This window comes from Shewanella sp. DW31 (genome assembly GCF_015767295.1).
Classification (GTDB): Bacteria; Pseudomonadota; Gammaproteobacteria; order Enterobacterales; family Shewanellaceae; genus Shewanella; species Shewanella oncorhynchi.
Genome location: NZ_JADWMP020000001.1, coordinates 224,076 through 241,468, shown reverse-complemented (window position 1 = coordinate 241,468; position 17,393 = coordinate 224,076). Strand labels below are relative to the sequence as shown.

Genomic DNA, 17,393 nt, shown 5'->3' with positions numbered 1-17,393 from the left:
CTTTGGGGTATTTGTTTATTTGCTGTTGGGATTGAGTCTATGATTAGGTCTAATGTTTATCGTTTGGTATTCGTATGCTGAGTGCGTTTCCCCTTAGGGCGTGTTTTCTTGCGATGAGCTTATTAGGCCTGATGCCTAATCTTGTTTTTGCGGCGCCTGACAAGTTGAAATTGGTGACCGAAGCTTGGCCTCCCATGAGTTACGAGCAAAATGGTGTGCCGCAAGGTTTTGCGGTGGACTTAGTCAATACCTTGCAATCGAGACTGGGTCAGAGTGAAAAAATCGATGTGCTACCTTGGGCTCGGGCGTATTCGATTGCCAATACCTCTGCGAACGTTTTACTTTTTGCTACGTCAATTAATGATGAGCGAGCTGAGCAGTTTGATTTTATCGGTCCTATTGCGACCAGCAAAATTGCATTGTACGCAAGGGCGGCAGATCCTATCGCTCTCGATCAACTTGCTGAACTTCAATCGACAGATATTGTGGGGGTTTATCGGGAATCGGCGGGTGCGCAGTTGCTACAACAAGCGGGCGTGGATAATTTGCTGGTGGCGAGTTTTCCGCAGCAATCGGCGAAACAGTTGCTGTTTTCTCGAATTCGTTTTTGGTGCCAGGCGGATCTTGCGGTAAAGCAGATACTCGAAGAAGTGGGTGCGAGTGAGACAGATATCCGCCAAGTGTTTGTAGTATCGGAGATTAATCTCTATTTAGCTTTTTCTAAAGGGACGTCGGCGGCAACCGTTATCAGTTGGCAAACAGAGCTTGAGAAAATGAAAGATTCAGGTGAATTTAGTCGTTTGTATCAGACATGGTTTGGCACTTTGCCACCGCCATTACAACATCAAGTGTTTTGGCATAAGGCCGTTTAAACCTCTCTTAAAGCCTCATTCTTGGCTGATTTCACACAATTTCTGCCCGCATTTTTAGCCTCATAAAGAGCATTGTCGGCCCGCTTTAGCAAGGTGGCAAAATCTTTATCTTGATATGCATCTTCCGTATTATTTTGTGGTTCTAAAGTGGCGACACCAGCGCTAACGGTCAATTTGAGTTCTGCTGGTAAATTCTGTGCGCTAAGGCGGCTAATATGGTTCTGCAATTGATGCGCCAGCGCTAACGCACCTGTGGCATCTGTGTTAGGCAATAGGATTAAAAACTCTTCACCACCGATGCGGCCAACGAGGTCTTTATTACCCGATAAGGTTCGGCCTGCATTTGCAATGGTCATAAGGGCGCGATCGCCTAATTCATGGCCGAAGTTATCGTTGATTTTTTTGAAGTGATCCGCATCAAAAATAATCACTGAAAAAGGGCTTTGATGTTTTAAGGCTTGCTGAAAATATTTCGCGGCTTGGGCATAAATATGCCGACGATTAGGGAGTTTGGTAAGGTAATCCGTGAGGGCAATAACTTGCAGTTGGCGATTTCTATGTACTTGTTTATAAGCGAATATAGACACTATCGTCAGGATAAAGCCCGCTAGTAATAGGATAATGTGTTGCAGTGATTTGTTCTTTTCGAGTAGCGCGAGCTCTTGTTCTTTAAGGTTTTGGTTTTCAATCAAGCGTTGATTTTCAGATTCAATCCGACTGGTATCAAACTTGACCTTTAATTCTGTCGTATGATGGGAGAGAGAATTGCCATCGACTTTTTTTGTTAGGGTAACAAATTCTTGCAGTGCTCCGTAGGCGGCAGATAAATCATTCATAGCCACATATATGTTACTTTTAAGCTGCAGCAGTTGAGTGAGTCCCCGATTATTCTGCAGAGTGCGAAAGGCTTTTTCCCCTTGCTCCAGTTCGGTAAGCGCCTCTTTATAGCGAGCTTGTTGAAACTTTATATCGGCCATAAATAGCTTCATGAAGCTGTAATCGGTCAGATCTTTTTCATTAATAACAGTATCGGCTTCGATTAAATACTTTTCGGCTTCGGTTAGACGATTGAGTTTTATTAAGCTGTAGGCAATATTCGTTGCCATAGTTGCTACCACTTTTTCCTGCTGATGTTCCTTGAAGTATTGATAACTTACTAAGAAATTATCTACGGCCTGTTGATGTTCACCGAGTTCATCTAAGGCAAGGCCAATGTCTGAGTTGACATACATTGCCTGTTCTTGGTTATTGTTTTTTAGATAGAGAGCTTTGAGTTTGGTGTAATAGCGGATTGCACTTTGGGGATCGCCATAACGTCTAAAACTGGTAGCAACATCGGCAAGGTTAATGTTAGCCCAACCGCTTAAATTGAGTGATTCATAGAGATCTTGCGCTGTGACGAGATCGTCTAATGCCGCAGAAAAATCGCCAATATAAGAGTAAAGTGCGCCGCGAATGCTGCGCGAGTCGGCGATTAGCTTAAGGTCTTCATGCTCATAGGCACGTTTAACACTGAGATTATAGCCTTCCATCGCGCCATCCATGTCACCACTTAATTGCAGAAACCAAGAGCGGCAGAGCGTAAGGTCGGTAATGAAATGGGGAGAGGCGGTTGGCGGAATATTGCTCAGTGTTTGGTTAGTATTTTTAAGTGCCAGTGCAATAGCGGTGTCGTTTTCTGTATTCTGATCCCAGCATTTAAGCAGTTGCAGCTTTTCATGACGGGTGACATCGTCAGTCGAAATTAGTTTGCTTAATAACACTAGATTGCTTTCGATTTCTTCACGGGTCATAGGGACGCCGCTTTCAAATCTTGCAAATATTTTATCAACCTGAGTCTTTTCTTCTGCCATAGCGTTGCTGAGCGGCAGTAGAAGCAGCAATAAGGAGAATGATAAATACCTAAGTTGATGTAGCAAAAAAGATTCCTGTTCGAATTAAAATCAATAGCTAATTATTAGCTTAGCATAACTTGTTTGCTCATTTTTAATATAGATGTATAGCAATTTTGCATTCGGTTAATGATCAAGGTATAAACTCCGCCTTGGTTATTATCCCACAAAGGAATCACCCTTGAAGAAATTACTCTGTGCTGCATTATTCATGATGAGTGGCACTAGTTGGGCAGGCTCAGATTTAGAAACCTCTGGCGATGTATTGCATTTATTATTACCCGCTACTGCGATGGGTGCGACCTTGTTTTATGAAGAGGGTTATGATGGTAGTTGGCAGTTAATTCAGGCAGCGGTGTCGAGTCGGTTAATTGTTGAAGGTCTTAAGTATGGTGTGAGTAAAGACAGGCCAGACGATAGTGGCGATGATTCGTTTCCATCGGGTCATACCTCAGACAGCTTTATGGCGGCGACGTTTATTCAGCAGCGCTATGGTTGGCAATATGGTTTACCTGCCTATGTTGCCGCATCTTATGTGGGCTATACCCGAGTGGCGAGCGACCAGCATTACCTCGAGGATGTGTTAGCTGGCGCGGCGATTGGAGCGCTGGCGGGTTGGTATTTTACTCAACCCTATGAGGGGATTACAGTTACGCCGATTGCGGGTAACGGCGTTTATGGTTTATATGTGAGTGGTCAGTTTTAAGACTATTTTTGGGATGCGAATCGAGATTTTTATGAGCGAATTATCAGCTGTTTACCGCGAAACTGCCGAGCAGATTTCTTACAATGTTGCGAATAAAGTGTTACCAATGGCGAAATTACCGGGTGACTTATTAGCAGCGTACCAAGGTTTGTGTGCCGAACTATTGGAAGACAGGGAAGGTAAATTTAGCCAAGCTTGGACATCTTTACCTGCCAGTGCGCGTAATCTAATGGAACAAGCCGCATTCCACGGTTTCTATATTGCTAATGCTTGGTTACAATTGAGTCGTGTCGCCCAAGAAATTTCTGAGCAAGCCGATACCGATAGTGCAATCCAAGAGCAAGAATATAATGGCATTTTTACGCGCTTAGCCGATGAATCGCTCAAAGAAAGTCTACGCAAATTGAAAAAAGCACGTACCGATCGCGCTTTGCTTAATAGCTTTAAACAGGTAATGGCGCCTTAGTTTTTATTGAAATAAGCGCTGAGTCTGAAAATCAAAAAGCCCGTCACTTTGCAGTGACGGGCTTTTTGTTGGCACAAACGCTTAGCTAAAGCTGCTTTGCAACGCTATGCTTAGAACGAAGTGCGTTTGTAGCGGCGATATTCTGGATTCCAGAAATTGCCTTCAATCGACTGCTGTAAGATCTCATCGCTCATTGGCAGCGTTAACCCTTGTTCAACTGCGACTTTACCTACGGCGAAAGCAATATGCTTACTCACCGCATGGATATCTTCGAGTTTAGGCAGTAGTGGACCTGTACCATCGATTGCCAGTGGCGAACATTCGGCAAGTGCGCGACTTGAAGCCATCAACATGGCATCGGATACGTGGCGTGCGCCTGAAGCTAATACGCCTAAGCCAATACCTGGGAAGATAAAGCTGTTGTTGCACTGGGCTATTTCATAGGTTTCACCATCGACAACCACAGGTTCGAATGGGCTGCCCGTAGCGACGAGTGCTTGACCTGAGGTCCAATGCAAAATGTCCTTCGGTGTCGCTTCTACGCGACTGGTGGGGTTCGACATAGGGAAAATAATCGGCCGAGCACAATGGCTGTGCATAGCACGGATGATTTCTTCGGTGAAGAGTCCTGGAACGCCAGATACCCCAATCAGCACTGTCGGCTTGGCGTTGTTAACCACATCGAGCAGTGAAATATTGTCGCTGAAATTGCTCCAATTTTGGATGTTGGTGCATTTCTGCGCCAATTTTTGCTGGAATGGCAACAGGTTAGGCATGTTGTCGAGCAATAAGCCCCAACGGTCAACCATACACACTTGAGTGCGAGCTTGCTCGTCGCTGATCCCTTCAGACACCATTTGTGCCACGATAGCTTCGGCAATACCGCAACCGGCACTACCAGCACCAAGGAAGGCGATACGTTGTTGATTCAATTCAGTGCCCGCAGCCTTACACGCGGCGAGCAAGCAACCAACGGCAACCGCAGCAGTACCTTGAATATCATCGTTAAAGCAGCAATAGCGATCCTTATAACGCTCTAGGATCGGCATGGCATTCTTTTGGGCAAAGTCTTCGAACTGGATCAAAGTATCCGGCCAACGCACGTGGACGGCTTGCATAAAGGCTTCGATAAACTCGGCGTATTCTTCGCCACCGATACGCGGATGGCGCCAGCCCATATACATAGGATCTTCTAACAACTGCGGATTATCTGTGCCTACGTCTAAGGTGATAGGCAGGGTATAAGCTGGACTGATACCGCCACAGCTAGTGTAGAGTGACAGCTTACCGATAGGGATCCCCATGCCGCCAATACCTTGATCGCCAAGACCTAAAATACGTTCACCATCAGTGACTACGATAATTTTAACTTTTTGACGAGTCGAGTTATTGAGGATGTCATCGATCCTATCTTTGTTCGGATAGGAGATAAACAAACCACGGTTGCGGCGATAGTTTTTCGAGAAACGTTCACAAGCTAAACCTACAGTCGGCGTATAGATGATGGGCATCATCTCGCTGATGTTATTTTGCACTAAACGATAAAATAAGGTCTCGTTTGTGTCTTGGATATTACGTAGGTAAATGTGCTTATCTAAGTCGTTATTGAAACTTCTAAATTGATCGTAGGCGCGAGAAGCCTGCTCCTCAATCGTTTCAATGGCATAGGGGACTAAGCCTTCGAGGTTAAAGAAAATACGCTCTTCTTCAGAAAATGCACTGCCCTTGTTAATCAGTGGGGCTTCAAGAATGGCAGGTCCTGCAAACGGAAGATAGAGGGGGCGTTTATTATCGTCCATGGGTAACCTTTTGAGTTATTGTTTAAGTGGTCAATACGTGCTGTAAGTCACGTAAGGTTATCATGAAATGTGATCTTTGTTGTCCGTGGAACGAGGTATTTGTGGTTTTTTTTGCAGCAGTAAAAAAGTCAGCTGTTTTAAACAGGATTTCTGAGGTTGTTGAGATGGAATTGTTAAGGTCTTGTTTATATCCAAACAAGCTCAGGTGTAGATAAAAACGGATATAAAAAAACGCAGCCTAAGCTGCGTTTTATGTCATAAGTTTAGCGTTATACGCCGCGATACTTAAGTGATAAGCCGCGGATAAAGTTACGCAGTATTTGATCGCCACACTCTTTAAAATTCTTGTGGTCTGGATTGCGGAACAGGGCGCTTAGCTCTGATTTTGACATTTGCACTTCGGCTAAAGCCAAAGCTGCTACTATGTCTTCTTCACGCATTTCGAGGGCAACTCTCAGCTTTTTAAAGATGAGGTTGTTGTTTAAACGTGAAACGGGCGCTGGAATTTCTGCACCTTCACGTAGACCGCGCTTCTCTATGATAAGACCATCTAAAAACTGACATAAGGTCGTGTCGTTACAAGCTTTATAACCTTCTTCCTCTTCTTTACGTAGAAGATCAATCATCTCTTCGACAGGCACTTCTCTTCCAGCTTTAGCAAAAATTTTAATCATTTTTGCATTGCTAAAATCAAACACGAAGCGCAAACGGCGCAAAATATCATTATTAATCATGGTCATCTCTTGGCGCGGCTGCGCTATCTGGTTTAAGAGCCCGCATTATATACCCAAACCACCTTAATTGCAGAATTCAGCGGGAATTTAATGGCAGTTAGTTAAGGCCATTTATTGCTCCGGCATAAACATTCTGGCAATTAACCTTTAATGATGTTGTACCAATAGATAAACAGTGCTGCGAAAATCAGTAGATAAATCAGGCCAAACCAAGAGAGGAGTTTCATCTTAGTGCCGTATCTATCGGCCTCGGGGAGCTGTTTGCTGGTCATTAAGCGGTAATTTAACCAAGCAAAAATGACTGTGGTCATGAAGGCCAAGATCATCACAAACTCGAGTAACGGTAAGAGTGCACCTTTAAAGAAGAGGATCAGTAATAAGCCAAAGGCACTGATGGCGAGCATGATCCCTGTGAGGCGTTTGTCTGAACTGGTCTTTGAGGTGAGTAACTGCCAGCCCATATCTAAGGTACGGCTATAGCCATCAATCACTGTAACTGTTGTGCTGAAAATACACAGAAATGCCACAATACCAATAAGATAACGACTCTCGCCGCCCATCACTTGGCTGTAAAGATTAATCAATTGATTAGCAAACTGCGCGCCGGAATCTGAAAAGTGTTCGCCACTGCCATGCATCACTAAAGCGCCCAAGGACAAAAACACGATCGCGAGGATCGCAGTGATGATATAGCCTAAGTTAAAGTCGAGCAGCGCCTGCGCTTTCGTCACTGTCTGGCTTTTTTGTTTTTCGAGCAACCAGAGAGAATTCCAAGCGCTGACTTCAATCGGGGCTGGCATCCAACCCATCATGGCGACCAGAAATCCCACATGGGCCCATTGCCAAGGTGAAGGAGAGGCAAAATTGCTCGCTAATGGTTGAGTGTGATCCCAAGCTAAGGCCACGGCAATTAAGGTGGTTAAGGTTAGGGCGAACATGATGATCTTAGTGAGTCTATCAAGGAGTTGATAATGGCCTAAAATCAGTAAAGCCAATGAACTTAGCAATACCAGCAGGGCTAACCAATCGATGGGCAGCGGAATAAATTGGGTCAACATAGCGGCGGTTAACATGCATACCCCTGCAGTACTGGCAATGGCGGCGATCACATTGAGCCCAGTAAACAGCAGTAAGTAACCTCGGCCCTGTTTTTGGTAGCCGTGCAGTAGACTCTCCCCTGTGGCAGCTGTGTAGCGTGCGCCAGCTGCAAAGAAGGGATACTTAAGTAAATTCACCCCAAGAATAACCCAAGCTAGTTGCCAACCAAATTCGGCGCCCGCCCGAGTCGAGGCGACTAAATGGGATGCGCCAATCGCCGCGGCGGCCATAAGAACACCTGGGCCCATGGCTTTAATGCCGAGAGTTAGGTGTGTCATCCAAGAGGATGAAGGAGAAGTTACTGAAGATTCTGTCATGTCGTTATTAAAAATGCCTGTTGAAAATTAATCTGGGGAATCGAACACTCCCTCATGTTAAGGCTGCGCTCATGTTAAAGCCGCGCTAACGCTAAGTGAGTGGCTCAACATTAAAGGTAAAGTGATTGAACTAAAAGTCGTTTTATTCAATTTATCTGTTTAATTTTTGACTGAGTAAAGTTTCAATGCGTTTTAAGCTTGCAGCCATTTCGACTACGATTTGTAACAGCGTATTATCTGGCTGTGCCGATGGGCTTATTGGGTGCAAGGGCTGGGTAAGCCGTTCTTTTTGTTCTAATACGCGGGCTCTAAATCGAGGCGCATCGACTATGCCGACTAAGCTTATCAATGCGCCTGCGCCCGATTGCCCTGCGGTTTCTACCGTGAGTTTATGCAGACCAAATAGGCGCATAATTGGGCCTTGGATCAATGCCATATCGGTAATTTTGTCCAAAGGCACAGTGTTTTCAGTACGAGTTAATATGCCCCTCCTGACAATAAGTTTATTGCTGGTGAGCTCGGCACTCATGTTGTTAATATAGCGGCGAGTCCCCCACAGCCCTATTGGAAACCAAAGTAATAACAAGGGAATACCTATTATGCTTAGGCTGAAATAGGCGGCCCCTGAAAGCAACCAATACCAACCTAAATGGGTTTCAAACTCTGCTTGATAAATAATCTTGTCTTCCATATTTCTTCCTTTAATTCTGATATTCAAATACTGCGACTTGTCTTGTAGGTTGAATTTTTAGTGCTTAGACCTTCTTTGATTCTCGTATGAGGAAAATACACTGCCTCAAATGTAACAAAAGCTTAACTTTTATTTCTCTGCCATTGACTTTGGTTTGTAACTCATTACCTTGTGTATTGTTAATTTAGGGTTTTCTTATTGTTAAAATAATTTTAATGAGATAAATAAAACAAGGGAAATGTATGAACAGACCTCAGATTCTACCCAGTGCTTGTGCAATCGCAATTGCTATGGCATATGCGCCAACAGTGGCCCATGCTGCCGATAAAGGTGCAGAAAAAGTTGAACGTATTGAAGTAACGGGTTCCCGTATTAAACGTACCGATATTGAAGGCCCTTCCCCTATTCAATCGATCAGTAAAGACGATATTGCCAATATGGGATTTGATAACCTGCAGCAATTACTTGAACGCATGCCTGCCAATGGTGCTGGCGCGTTTTCTACCCGAGGAAACAGCCAAGATTCAACCGCCAACGGCGGCGCATCTATCAGTCTACGTGGTTTAGGCCCAGACGCGACCTTAGTGTTAATTAACGGTCGTCGTGTTGCGGCGAGTGCTTTTGCCGAAGGTATCACTAATTCCTTTGTTGATATCAATAATATTCCGGTATCAGCTATTGAACGTATCGACATACTGAAGGACGGTGCATCGGCTATTTATGGTTCTGATGCGATCGCGGGTGTGGTTAACATAGTTCTGAAAAAAGATATTGAAGGTATTGAGGTCAATCTTGGCTACGGTGATGCTTCAGGCACTGGCTACGATGAAACTACAGCGAATATGGTGTGGGGGATGAAGTCCGATAAGGGTAGCGCATCGGTTATCCTCGACTATTTCAAAAATGATACTTTAGCTGCGACTGATTTAGGACGTTTTGGTGTTTCAAATCAATCACCTTATGGTGGTGAAGATTTTCGTTCTTCCCGTGGTTTTCCTGGGTATTTCTATGTTGATGGTGTTAAAACTATCGACCCTGCTTGTCCTGCTGATAGTGCAACCGCGAGTGGAAGTTGTTTATTTGAGTACGGCTCATACAATTTTGTTGCGCCGGCTGCGGAGCGCGTAGGGGCTATTGGCCAATTTGACTATCATTTTAATGATGATTTAACAGCATTTTTAGAGTTAGCGGCGCAGCACAATACCTCAATCGCAGGTGGAGCACCGACACCACTTGACGAGGATGCTGGTTTAACTGTACCTGGATCTCACCCGAATAATCCTTGGGGGAAAGATATTGAAATTGGTCGCTTCCGTACGGTTGATGCGGGGGCGCGACGTTGGGATATTGAATCCGATAGTTTACGTTTAGTTGCTGGTTTACGCGGTGTAGTAAAAGAGTGGGATTGGGAAGCTTCTGTTCAAAAAGGTCGCAGTGAGTCGACTCAAACGGGTGATCGCAGCCAAGGCTGGGTAAGAACAGATTATTTGCAACGTGAAATTGATGCGGGTCGTTACAATCCTTTCGGCGGCACGATGAACTCACAAGAGGTCATTGACGCTATTACCACCAGTTTAGTACGCCAAGGTTTGTCAAACATGACATCTTATGCGGCTAACATATCTGGTCAAGCATTTACCTTGGCTGGTCGCGACATCATGATGGCGGCGGGAGCTGAATATCGCGAAGAAGATGTCAGTGATGTGCCCGATGAGCAATTCCAACGTGGATTGATTTTTGGTACTGAAGCTGTCTCTGCGGCGGCATCCCGTGAGCAATATGCCGCTTATATGGAATTATCTATTCCAGTCACGGATAACTTCGAGTTGCAACTCGCTGGTCGATATGATCATTACAGCGATTTTGGTTCAACGACTAACCCTAAAGTCGCCTTTCAATGGGGAGTGACTGACGAGCTAACGGCGCGCGCGTCTTGGTCTACGGGCTTCCGTGCACCCTCGTTAGCGCAAATCGGTCTTGGTCCATCTCGCGAAAGTAGTTTCTTTGTCGATACTTACCGTTGCGCTGCCGATAATGTTGACTGTGAAGCCTTAGATTACAACACTGAATTTGAAGGTAACTCTGAGCTGGATGCTGAAGAATCCGAAACTTGGAACGTCGGTATGATCTGGGCGCCGAGTCAGACGTTTGATGTGGGTTTTGATATCTTTAGCATCACGCAAGACAACAAAATTGATAAACAGCCATTAGGCGATATCTATACTGCAAATTGTAACGATCAAAATAGCACTGTGTGCGAGCGCTTAACGCCACAGCTAGGTCAAACTTTAGGACCGATCAGTATTATCCATTCAAGCTTTATCAACTTAAGCTCTCAAGATGTACAAGGGATGGATGTCTCTAGTCATTATGGTTTTGAGTTAGATAGCTATGGGGATTTGAAGTTTGGCTTAGAGTACAGCTACTTACATAATTTTGAGAAAGATGGTCTGGATTACACGGGTGAGTATAAGTTTCCTCAACATCGCTGGTTACTCACCACTAACTGGACTATGGATAATTTTGCCGCCAATATTAATTTGAGTTACATCGGTGAATTTGAAGATACCCCAGATATCAATTTCGATGGTGTACTTGATTTTGAAAGTAATAAGTCTCGTATGATCGACTCTCAATTATTGGTCGACATGTCTGGTACTTATCGCTTCAATGAAATGTTCAAGCTGACACTAGGCGTGAACAACGTATTTGATGAAGAGCCACCATTTGCTATCGGTGACGGTGATACGGATCTCTACGGCTATGTTATTTCAGTACATAATCCTATGGGCCGCTACATTTACACTAAATTCACGATGAACTTCTAACTACCGCTTAGCGTCATTTATGATGGGTGGCGTGATCTCTAATAAAAAAGGCCAATAATGATATTGGCCTTTATTTTTATAGGGTTAAACTTGTGACGGTTGAGTTTATAACTGAGTCGCTGCCCACTTTGCGCGACTTTCGCGGCTTTCACTCATTTTGGTTGGTTCACGGAAGGCTTTGTAGGCCTCCACGTCGAGAGCCACTAGGCTGACGTCGACTTCTAGGACCAGTTTGCACTCTTTCTTAATGCGCCAAGCGGCCGTGTTGTACAGCTCAGTAAAAGGCAGTGAACTTAAGAATTCGGGGTTGTATTGTGTGTAAACCGCTTGAGTGGGGTAGACCACGAAGGCTAAGTGACGCTTAGGTTCTTTCTTAAATAGTTCTTCGATACCATCGCAGGTGTTGAGCACTTGCATCTCAATGATGTCATCAATATCAAGCAGTTTCTTTTGCGCCAGCTCAGGTGCCAGTTGTTCACCGCTTTCCCAGGCGAGTACATCGGCTTCGCTATGGTTAGTCAGAGCACCAACTTGAGCCGCGCTTAAGCTGAGTGACTGGCGTAAGTAGCTCATTTCGATGGCATTCAAGCCAATGTTCTTAGACATAATCGTGTTCTCGATGCAATAAAAGTAAAATTAGTATTTGATCTTTAACCAGATTTCTTCAACCCATTCCCAAAACGACTCCCAATAGATATCGGTAAAGTCGCCGTTTTTCCAGAAATGTACTTGACCATCTTGGTCGATACAGTAAAAAGCGTCACCTTGCTGACAAATGGCAATCATGTCCCTTGGCATACCGATGGACCAAGCATAGCAAGTCACTTCGGGCAGGTAGGTGTGCGAGTAGGGATCCGATGCAGTTACTGGCTCTATCGTGCCGTAAATCACATCACTGGCATACAGCAGGTATTCTTTTAGCTCCCTTGGCAATGAAATCAGGATTTGCTCTTCGACTTCGACGAGCTGCTCAAATGTAGGTAATTCGAGTGGTACAGGAACAGTTTCGCTGCGTTCTTGGAGTTGCTCAATAATGTCGTGCATGGCATTTCCTGCTGATAGGGCTATGGCGCGGGATTATATACTCAAATGGCACTTTGATGCGAGAGAGTGCTTTTTTACACCTTATTAAGATGATGTTTCAGGCGTTGTAAAATATAAAAAAAGGCGCTGGTACCTTTACAGATAACCAGCGCAAGAGTGGAAGCTTTTTAGTTAAGCGACTGATGCTCTTAATAAACTGGCTTCATCAACCCGTTTATAGTTAAGCCATGCCTTGTGGTACAACTTATGTGATTCTTGACGTAATTGGGCAATCTGCGCGAGTTCAAACTCACTTAGTGAACGTTGTTGTTTACGAGCATTGGCCTCAATCCTCTGTACTTTTTCATATACCTTGTGTTCAGGACCATTTTTGATATCAGCGATATCCTGTAGGTGTAATTGCACTTCAGCAATCATGCCTGATTGGGGTAAGCGTACCAGTAGATTGAGATCGCGATAGCCGGAGGCTTTAGGTTCAGCAAAGCGGTTTTTTTGTTTCACAACTTGGGTGTGCTCATTCAAAGTTTGGTAGGCCTGCATCAGATCTTGAATGCTGTCGGTCACAATACTTGCCCTTGCAAGGTCGGTAATTTGGCTGGCATCACCGTTAAATTTTGTCGCTACTTTATCGGCTGCTCTTTGGTAACTCTTTACTGGCGGAACAATCACTTGTGCCTGTGAATAATGGGCAATATTGGTGAGTAATTGAGCGAGCTCAGCTTGTGCATCATAGGCTTGGTGATGGAGCACTGATAAGTCATTCGAGGATTGATGAGGCGCATCGAAGGTCTGACTGCTGAGTGCATATAGACCTTGTAGGTCATGGCTTGATGCCTGTCTTGCACTGTAATTACCACGTTCTGCTTTACTGTCACTGATGTCGAGAGGATTTGCTACACCAGCGCGGCTCGATAATAAGAGTAGAAAAATAAAAAAGGTACGAAATAACTTAGTCATGCGGCCTACTTCCTTATGGGTGAGTTATTCAGGTCACGCATCCACCATAGGCTTCTATTGCTTAATTAAAGCTGAACCAACCATGAAGACTTGTTCATCTTGCGCATGGGTTCACATTCATAACTCAGTGGTTTAAGGAAATAAAAATGGCGCCCCTGTAACAGTGAGCGCCATTGTTGGCCAGCTTATACCGCTGAACAGTGATTTAAATTTGGCTTACCAAATTTTTACGCGTTTCTCTGGTGCGATATACATGGCATCGCCAGGTTTTACATCATACGTAGTGTAGAACTCAGGCATGTTAGATAGTGCACCCAGTGCGCGGAATTCCGCAGGTGAGTGTGGATCGGTCGCTACGCGGTTACGCATGGCTTCTTCTTTGGCTTTTGCGCGCCAAATTTGCGTGAAGCCGATGAAGAAACGTTGATCGCCCGTTAAGCCATCGATAACGGGTGCATCTTTACCGTTAAGCGATTTCTTATAAGCACGATAAGCGATAGTCACACCTGACAAGTCACCAATGTTTTCGCCTAAGGTTAAGCTGCCGTTGACATGCAGATCATCAAACACTGCATAACCATCGTACTGTGCGATTAGTGCTTTGCCGCGAGCAGAGAACTCTTTCAAGTCTTGCTCTGTCCACCAATCACGCATGTTGCCTTCGCCGTCGAATTTAGCGCCTTGATCGTCAAAACCATGGCCCATTTCGTGGCCGATTACCGCACCAATACCACCGTAGTTGACTGCATCGTCAGCTGCCAAATTGAAGAAGGGTGGTTGCAGAATAGCTGCAGGGAACACGATTTCATTCATGGTTGGGTTGTAGTAAGCGTTAACCGTTTGTGGCGTCATGTGCCATTCGTCTTTATCGATTGGCGCGCCCAGTTTGGCTAATGATTTAGCATGTTCAACTTCGCTGGCACGCATAGCGTTACCGACTAAGTCGTCTGCCTTGATGGTCAGCTTACTGTAATCTTCCCATTTGTTCGGGTAACCGATTTTCGGGTTGAATTTTGCTAATTTATCCGCAGCAGCCACTTTAGTGCTGTCGCTCATCCAAGTTAATTCTTTGATGCTGTCGCCGTAAGCACCACGCAGGTTTTCAACCAGTGCTTGCATACGGTCTTTGGCTTCTGGAGTGAAGTGACGTTTGACATACACTTTACCCACAACTTCACCAAGAACGCCATTGACGGCTGCAACGCCACGCTTCCAACGAGGTTCTTGTTCTTCTTGACCATTTAAGGTTTTAGAGAAGAAAGCGAAGTTTTCATTGTCTAACGCTTCACTTAGATTGCTCGCCGCGTGCGTCAGCACTTGCCATTGCATATAGGTTTTCCAAGTGGCTAACTCAGTCGTTTTTAAAACTTCGTTTAACCCTTGGATATAGCTAGGTTGGTTAACTATGATATCGGTTTGCTTGTCAGCGCCAAGAGCGGCTAAGTAGCCTGCCCAATCGATATCCGGTGCCAGTGTTGGCAGATCTTTGACTTGATATAGATTGTAGGTCTTAGTGCTGTCGCGGTTTTCAACCACATCCCAGTGCTTGGCAGCAATGGCCGTTTCTAAGGCTAAAATAGCTTCAGCACTGGCTTTAGGGTTAGCAAGACCCGCAAGGGTAAACATTTTTTCGATATGGGCGACATATGCCTTACGGATATTAACGAAGCGTTCTGATTCGTTAAAGTAGTAGTCTTTCTCTGGCAGGCTTAGGCCATATTGATAGAGATGCGTTGCGTAACGGCTAGAGTTTTTCGCATCGATATCAATATAAAATGCTATTGGGGTACCCGCGCCAGCGATTTGGCTGTGGGCGAAGTATTTCACTAATTCATTCTTATCTTTTAAGGCATTAATAGTATCGAATTCGCCTTGGATTGGTGTGACTCCCAGTTTGTTGAGTGTCTCTGTATCCATAAATGAACGATATAAATCGGCCACTTTTTGCTCGTCTGTACCTGCGGCGAGATTGGGCGTTGCAGCCACTTCTTCGATAATGGCTTTTACGTCGTCACGTGATTTTTCACGTAAATCGTAGAAAGCGCCAATGCTAGTGCGATCGGATGGGATCTCAGTGTTTTTTAGCCAAGTGCCGTTAACGTATTTATAGAAATCGTCTTGTGGACGAATCGCTTTATCAAAATTAGCAAATTCAATTCCAGAACCTAGTGCTTGAGTCACTGCCGCTGCGGTGGCTGTTTTAGCAGTTTCAGGTGCTTTAACTTCGGCAGCCTTGTCATTACAGGCAGTCAGGCCTGCGATAAGTGAGGCACACAGTCCCCCAATGAGTACTTTTCTCATGTTGTTTCCTTCGAGTTTATTATTGTGCCCATTATTGGGGCTGTTATTTTGGCAAAATGGGATTGCTTCAGGCGCAATGAACTATGTTAATGCCTTACTAGGAATCGAAACAAGGTCATTACACTGTTTATCGTGGATTTATCTTGAGTGATATGTAACTAAAGGTTACCAGTGAGCATATTTAAGTCAGTAGCTGCAAAGTTACCGTATGCAGGCCTTTTCAGGTAAGTGAGCACTTCGATTTATCATTTTAAAATAGGGTTAATTCAGTTGCCTAATTAGTTTTGCAGGGTTACCTGCAACCACTGTTTTGGCTGCGACATTTTTAGTCACTACGGCGCCAGCACCGATGACGGCATCATCACCAATATTGATTCCTGGCATTATGATTGCGCCGCCGCCAATCCATACCCGTTTACCGATGTGAATCGCTTTAGCGGTTTCCAAACCTGAGCAACGTAGCTCGGCATCAAGTGGGTGACTTGAGGTATAAAACTGTACATTGGGGCCGACCATAGTCTGTTCATCAATAAAAATGGGGGCATTATCCTGCAAGGTGACATTGACATTGATGAACACTCTGTCAGCAAGAGTGAGATTGATGCCATAACTGATAAAAATCGGCGTGGAGATAGTTGCGACTGGCGATTTAAGGGGCAGAAGTTGTTGGCAGAGTTGGGTGTACTCAGTGCTATTTTGAGCAATCGTTTGATTTAATTGTCGATTCAGTCGCTGCTGTTGTGTTCTTAAACTTAAGAGTTCGCTGTCAAGACAATCATATTCTTGGCCTGTGATCATCTTTTGGAATTCAGTCATAGCATCTTTCCCTATGGTGATTACTGTCAATGCGTAAGGGCTAATATAGAAACACAGCTCGCGTTGAGCAGCAATTCTTTGCCCTTTGAACTGGTCGGCTTCATAATACGGCAGTTTTCTTTATTGAAGTTGAGTATTAACGTGCGTTTAGACAAATTTATCTGTGAGAGTACCTCACTGACTCGCTCATTAGCGAAAAAAGCCCTGCATCGCGGTGATATTACTTGTGATGGCTTAGTCGTTAAAGACTCGGGTTTTAAAGTGACTGAAGGTATGTGTGTTTGCCTTGAAGGCGAGCCGATTGTCTTAGTGGGCGAGCGTTATTTAATGCTTAACAAACCGGTAGACACTATTTGCTCGACGATAGATGAAACCTACCCTTCGGTATTGAGCTTAGTGGATGTGCCTAAGCCAGAAACTCTTCACATTGCTGGTCGTTTAGATGCCGATACTACAGGGCTCGTGTTGATTACCAGTGATGGCCAATGGTCGCATAAGATTACCTCACCGAAGAAAGAGTGTGGCAAACGCTATTTAGTGCAACTCGCTGAGCCTGTGGATGCTAGTTTGATTGCGATATTTGCCGCTGGCGTTGAATTGCGCGGTGAAGATGGTCTAACTAAGCCGGCGTTACTGGAGATTATTGATCCACAATTAGTGCGATTAACCATCACCGAAGGTAAGTATCATCAAGTGAAGCGTATGTTTGCCGCTGTGGGCAATCATGTGCAAGGGTTGCACCGTGAAAGTGTTGGGCAAATTGAATTAGACCCCTCCTTAGCACTGGGTGAATGGCGATATTTGACTCCTGAAGAGATAGCTTCAGTCTAACGAGTTTGAGATAAAAAATGCCGCCTGAGTTTTGCTTGGGC

The 17,393-nt window shown here is 44.7% G+C and carries 15 protein-coding genes; 5 read left to right on the top strand and 10 right to left on the bottom strand.

Annotated features, from left to right (window positions below):
* Positions 1-74 precede the first annotated feature (74 nt).
* A complete protein-coding gene (locus GWI56_RS00985) occupies positions 75-872 on the top strand; it encodes a transporter substrate-binding domain-containing protein (protein WP_028761670.1) in 798 nt (265 codons plus the stop codon).
* Here the strand turns inward: GWI56_RS00985 and GWI56_RS00980 are convergent.
* The gene (locus GWI56_RS00980; protein ID WP_198571884.1) at positions 869-2,791 is read right to left on the bottom strand and encodes a GGDEF domain-containing protein; all 1,923 of its coding nucleotides are present in this window, start codon (positions 2,789-2,791) and stop codon (positions 869-871) included. The two genes, GWI56_RS00985 and GWI56_RS00980, sit on opposite strands and share 4 nt — an antisense overlap.
* Before the next feature lie 154 nt (positions 2,792-2,945).
* Here GWI56_RS00980 and GWI56_RS00975 point away from each other — a divergent pair, with 154 nt between their 5' ends.
* Both GWI56_RS00975 and GWI56_RS00970 read left to right on the top strand, forming a co-directional pair.
* Positions 2,946-3,470, top strand: a complete 525-nt coding sequence (locus GWI56_RS00975) for a phosphatase PAP2 family protein (RefSeq protein ID WP_113939058.1) — start codon at positions 2,946-2,948, stop codon at positions 3,468-3,470.
* Between the two features lie 31 nt (positions 3,471-3,501).
* A complete protein-coding gene (locus tag GWI56_RS00970; RefSeq protein ID WP_198571883.1) occupies positions 3,502-3,936 on the top strand; it encodes a DUF3069 domain-containing protein in 435 nt (144 codons plus the stop codon).
* 110 nt (positions 3,937-4,046) lie between these two features.
* Here the strand turns inward: GWI56_RS00970 and GWI56_RS00965 are convergent, their stop codons facing one another.
* The 4 genes from GWI56_RS00965 to GWI56_RS00950 form a co-directional block, all read right to left on the bottom strand.
* Positions 4,047-5,735, bottom strand: coding sequence for an NAD-dependent malic enzyme (locus GWI56_RS00965; protein WP_198571882.1), 1,689 nt, complete (start codon positions 5,733-5,735; stop codon positions 4,047-4,049).
* Positions 5,736-6,004: 269 nt separating this feature from the next.
* Complete coding sequence (locus GWI56_RS00960; RefSeq protein WP_168824742.1) at positions 6,005-6,469, bottom strand: DUF1456 family protein; 465 nt, start codon at positions 6,467-6,469, stop codon at positions 6,005-6,007.
* A gap of 140 nt (positions 6,470-6,609) precedes the next feature.
* Entirely contained in the window at positions 6,610-7,884 is a 1,275-nt protein-coding gene (locus GWI56_RS00955) for an Nramp family divalent metal transporter (RefSeq protein WP_198571881.1), read from the bottom strand.
* Positions 7,885-8,035: 151 nt separating this feature from the next.
* Entirely contained in the window at positions 8,036-8,575 is a 540-nt protein-coding gene (locus GWI56_RS00950; protein ID WP_113939056.1) for a PH domain-containing protein, read from the bottom strand.
* A 242-nt stretch (positions 8,576-8,817) separates the two neighbouring features.
* Between GWI56_RS00950 and GWI56_RS00945 the strand changes: the two genes are divergently transcribed.
* A complete protein-coding gene (locus GWI56_RS00945; RefSeq protein WP_198571880.1) occupies positions 8,818-11,403 on the top strand; it encodes a TonB-dependent receptor in 2,586 nt (861 codons plus the stop codon).
* A gap of 105 nt (positions 11,404-11,508) precedes the next feature.
* On the opposite strand, the gene GWI56_RS00940 is transcribed toward GWI56_RS00945, so the two are convergent.
* The 5 genes from GWI56_RS00940 to GWI56_RS00920 form a co-directional block, all read right to left on the bottom strand.
* Entirely contained in the window at positions 11,509-12,009 is a 501-nt protein-coding gene (locus tag GWI56_RS00940) for a DUF4447 family protein (RefSeq protein WP_198571879.1), read from the bottom strand.
* 30 nt (positions 12,010-12,039) lie between these two features.
* The gene (locus tag GWI56_RS00935) at positions 12,040-12,447 is read right to left on the bottom strand and encodes an SMI1/KNR4 family protein (RefSeq protein ID WP_113939053.1); all 408 of its coding nucleotides are present in this window, start codon (positions 12,445-12,447) and stop codon (positions 12,040-12,042) included.
* A 171-nt stretch (positions 12,448-12,618) separates the two neighbouring features.
* Complete coding sequence (locus GWI56_RS00930; RefSeq protein WP_198571878.1) at positions 12,619-13,404, bottom strand: RelA/SpoT domain-containing protein; 786 nt, start codon at positions 13,402-13,404, stop codon at positions 12,619-12,621.
* Between the two features lie 216 nt (positions 13,405-13,620).
* Positions 13,621-15,705, bottom strand: coding sequence for a M13-type metalloendopeptidase (locus tag GWI56_RS00925; protein ID WP_198571877.1), 2,085 nt, complete (start codon positions 15,703-15,705; stop codon positions 13,621-13,623).
* 261 nt (positions 15,706-15,966) lie between these two features.
* Positions 15,967-16,521, bottom strand: coding sequence for a sugar O-acetyltransferase (locus GWI56_RS00920; RefSeq protein ID WP_198571876.1), 555 nt, complete (start codon positions 16,519-16,521; stop codon positions 15,967-15,969).
* Positions 16,522-16,599: 78 nt separating this feature from the next.
* Between GWI56_RS00920 and rsuA the strand changes: the two genes are divergently transcribed.
* A complete protein-coding gene (gene rsuA, locus GWI56_RS00915; RefSeq protein ID WP_198571875.1) occupies positions 16,600-17,352 on the top strand; it encodes a 16S rRNA pseudouridine(516) synthase RsuA in 753 nt (250 codons plus the stop codon).
* Positions 17,353-17,393 lie beyond the last annotated feature (41 nt).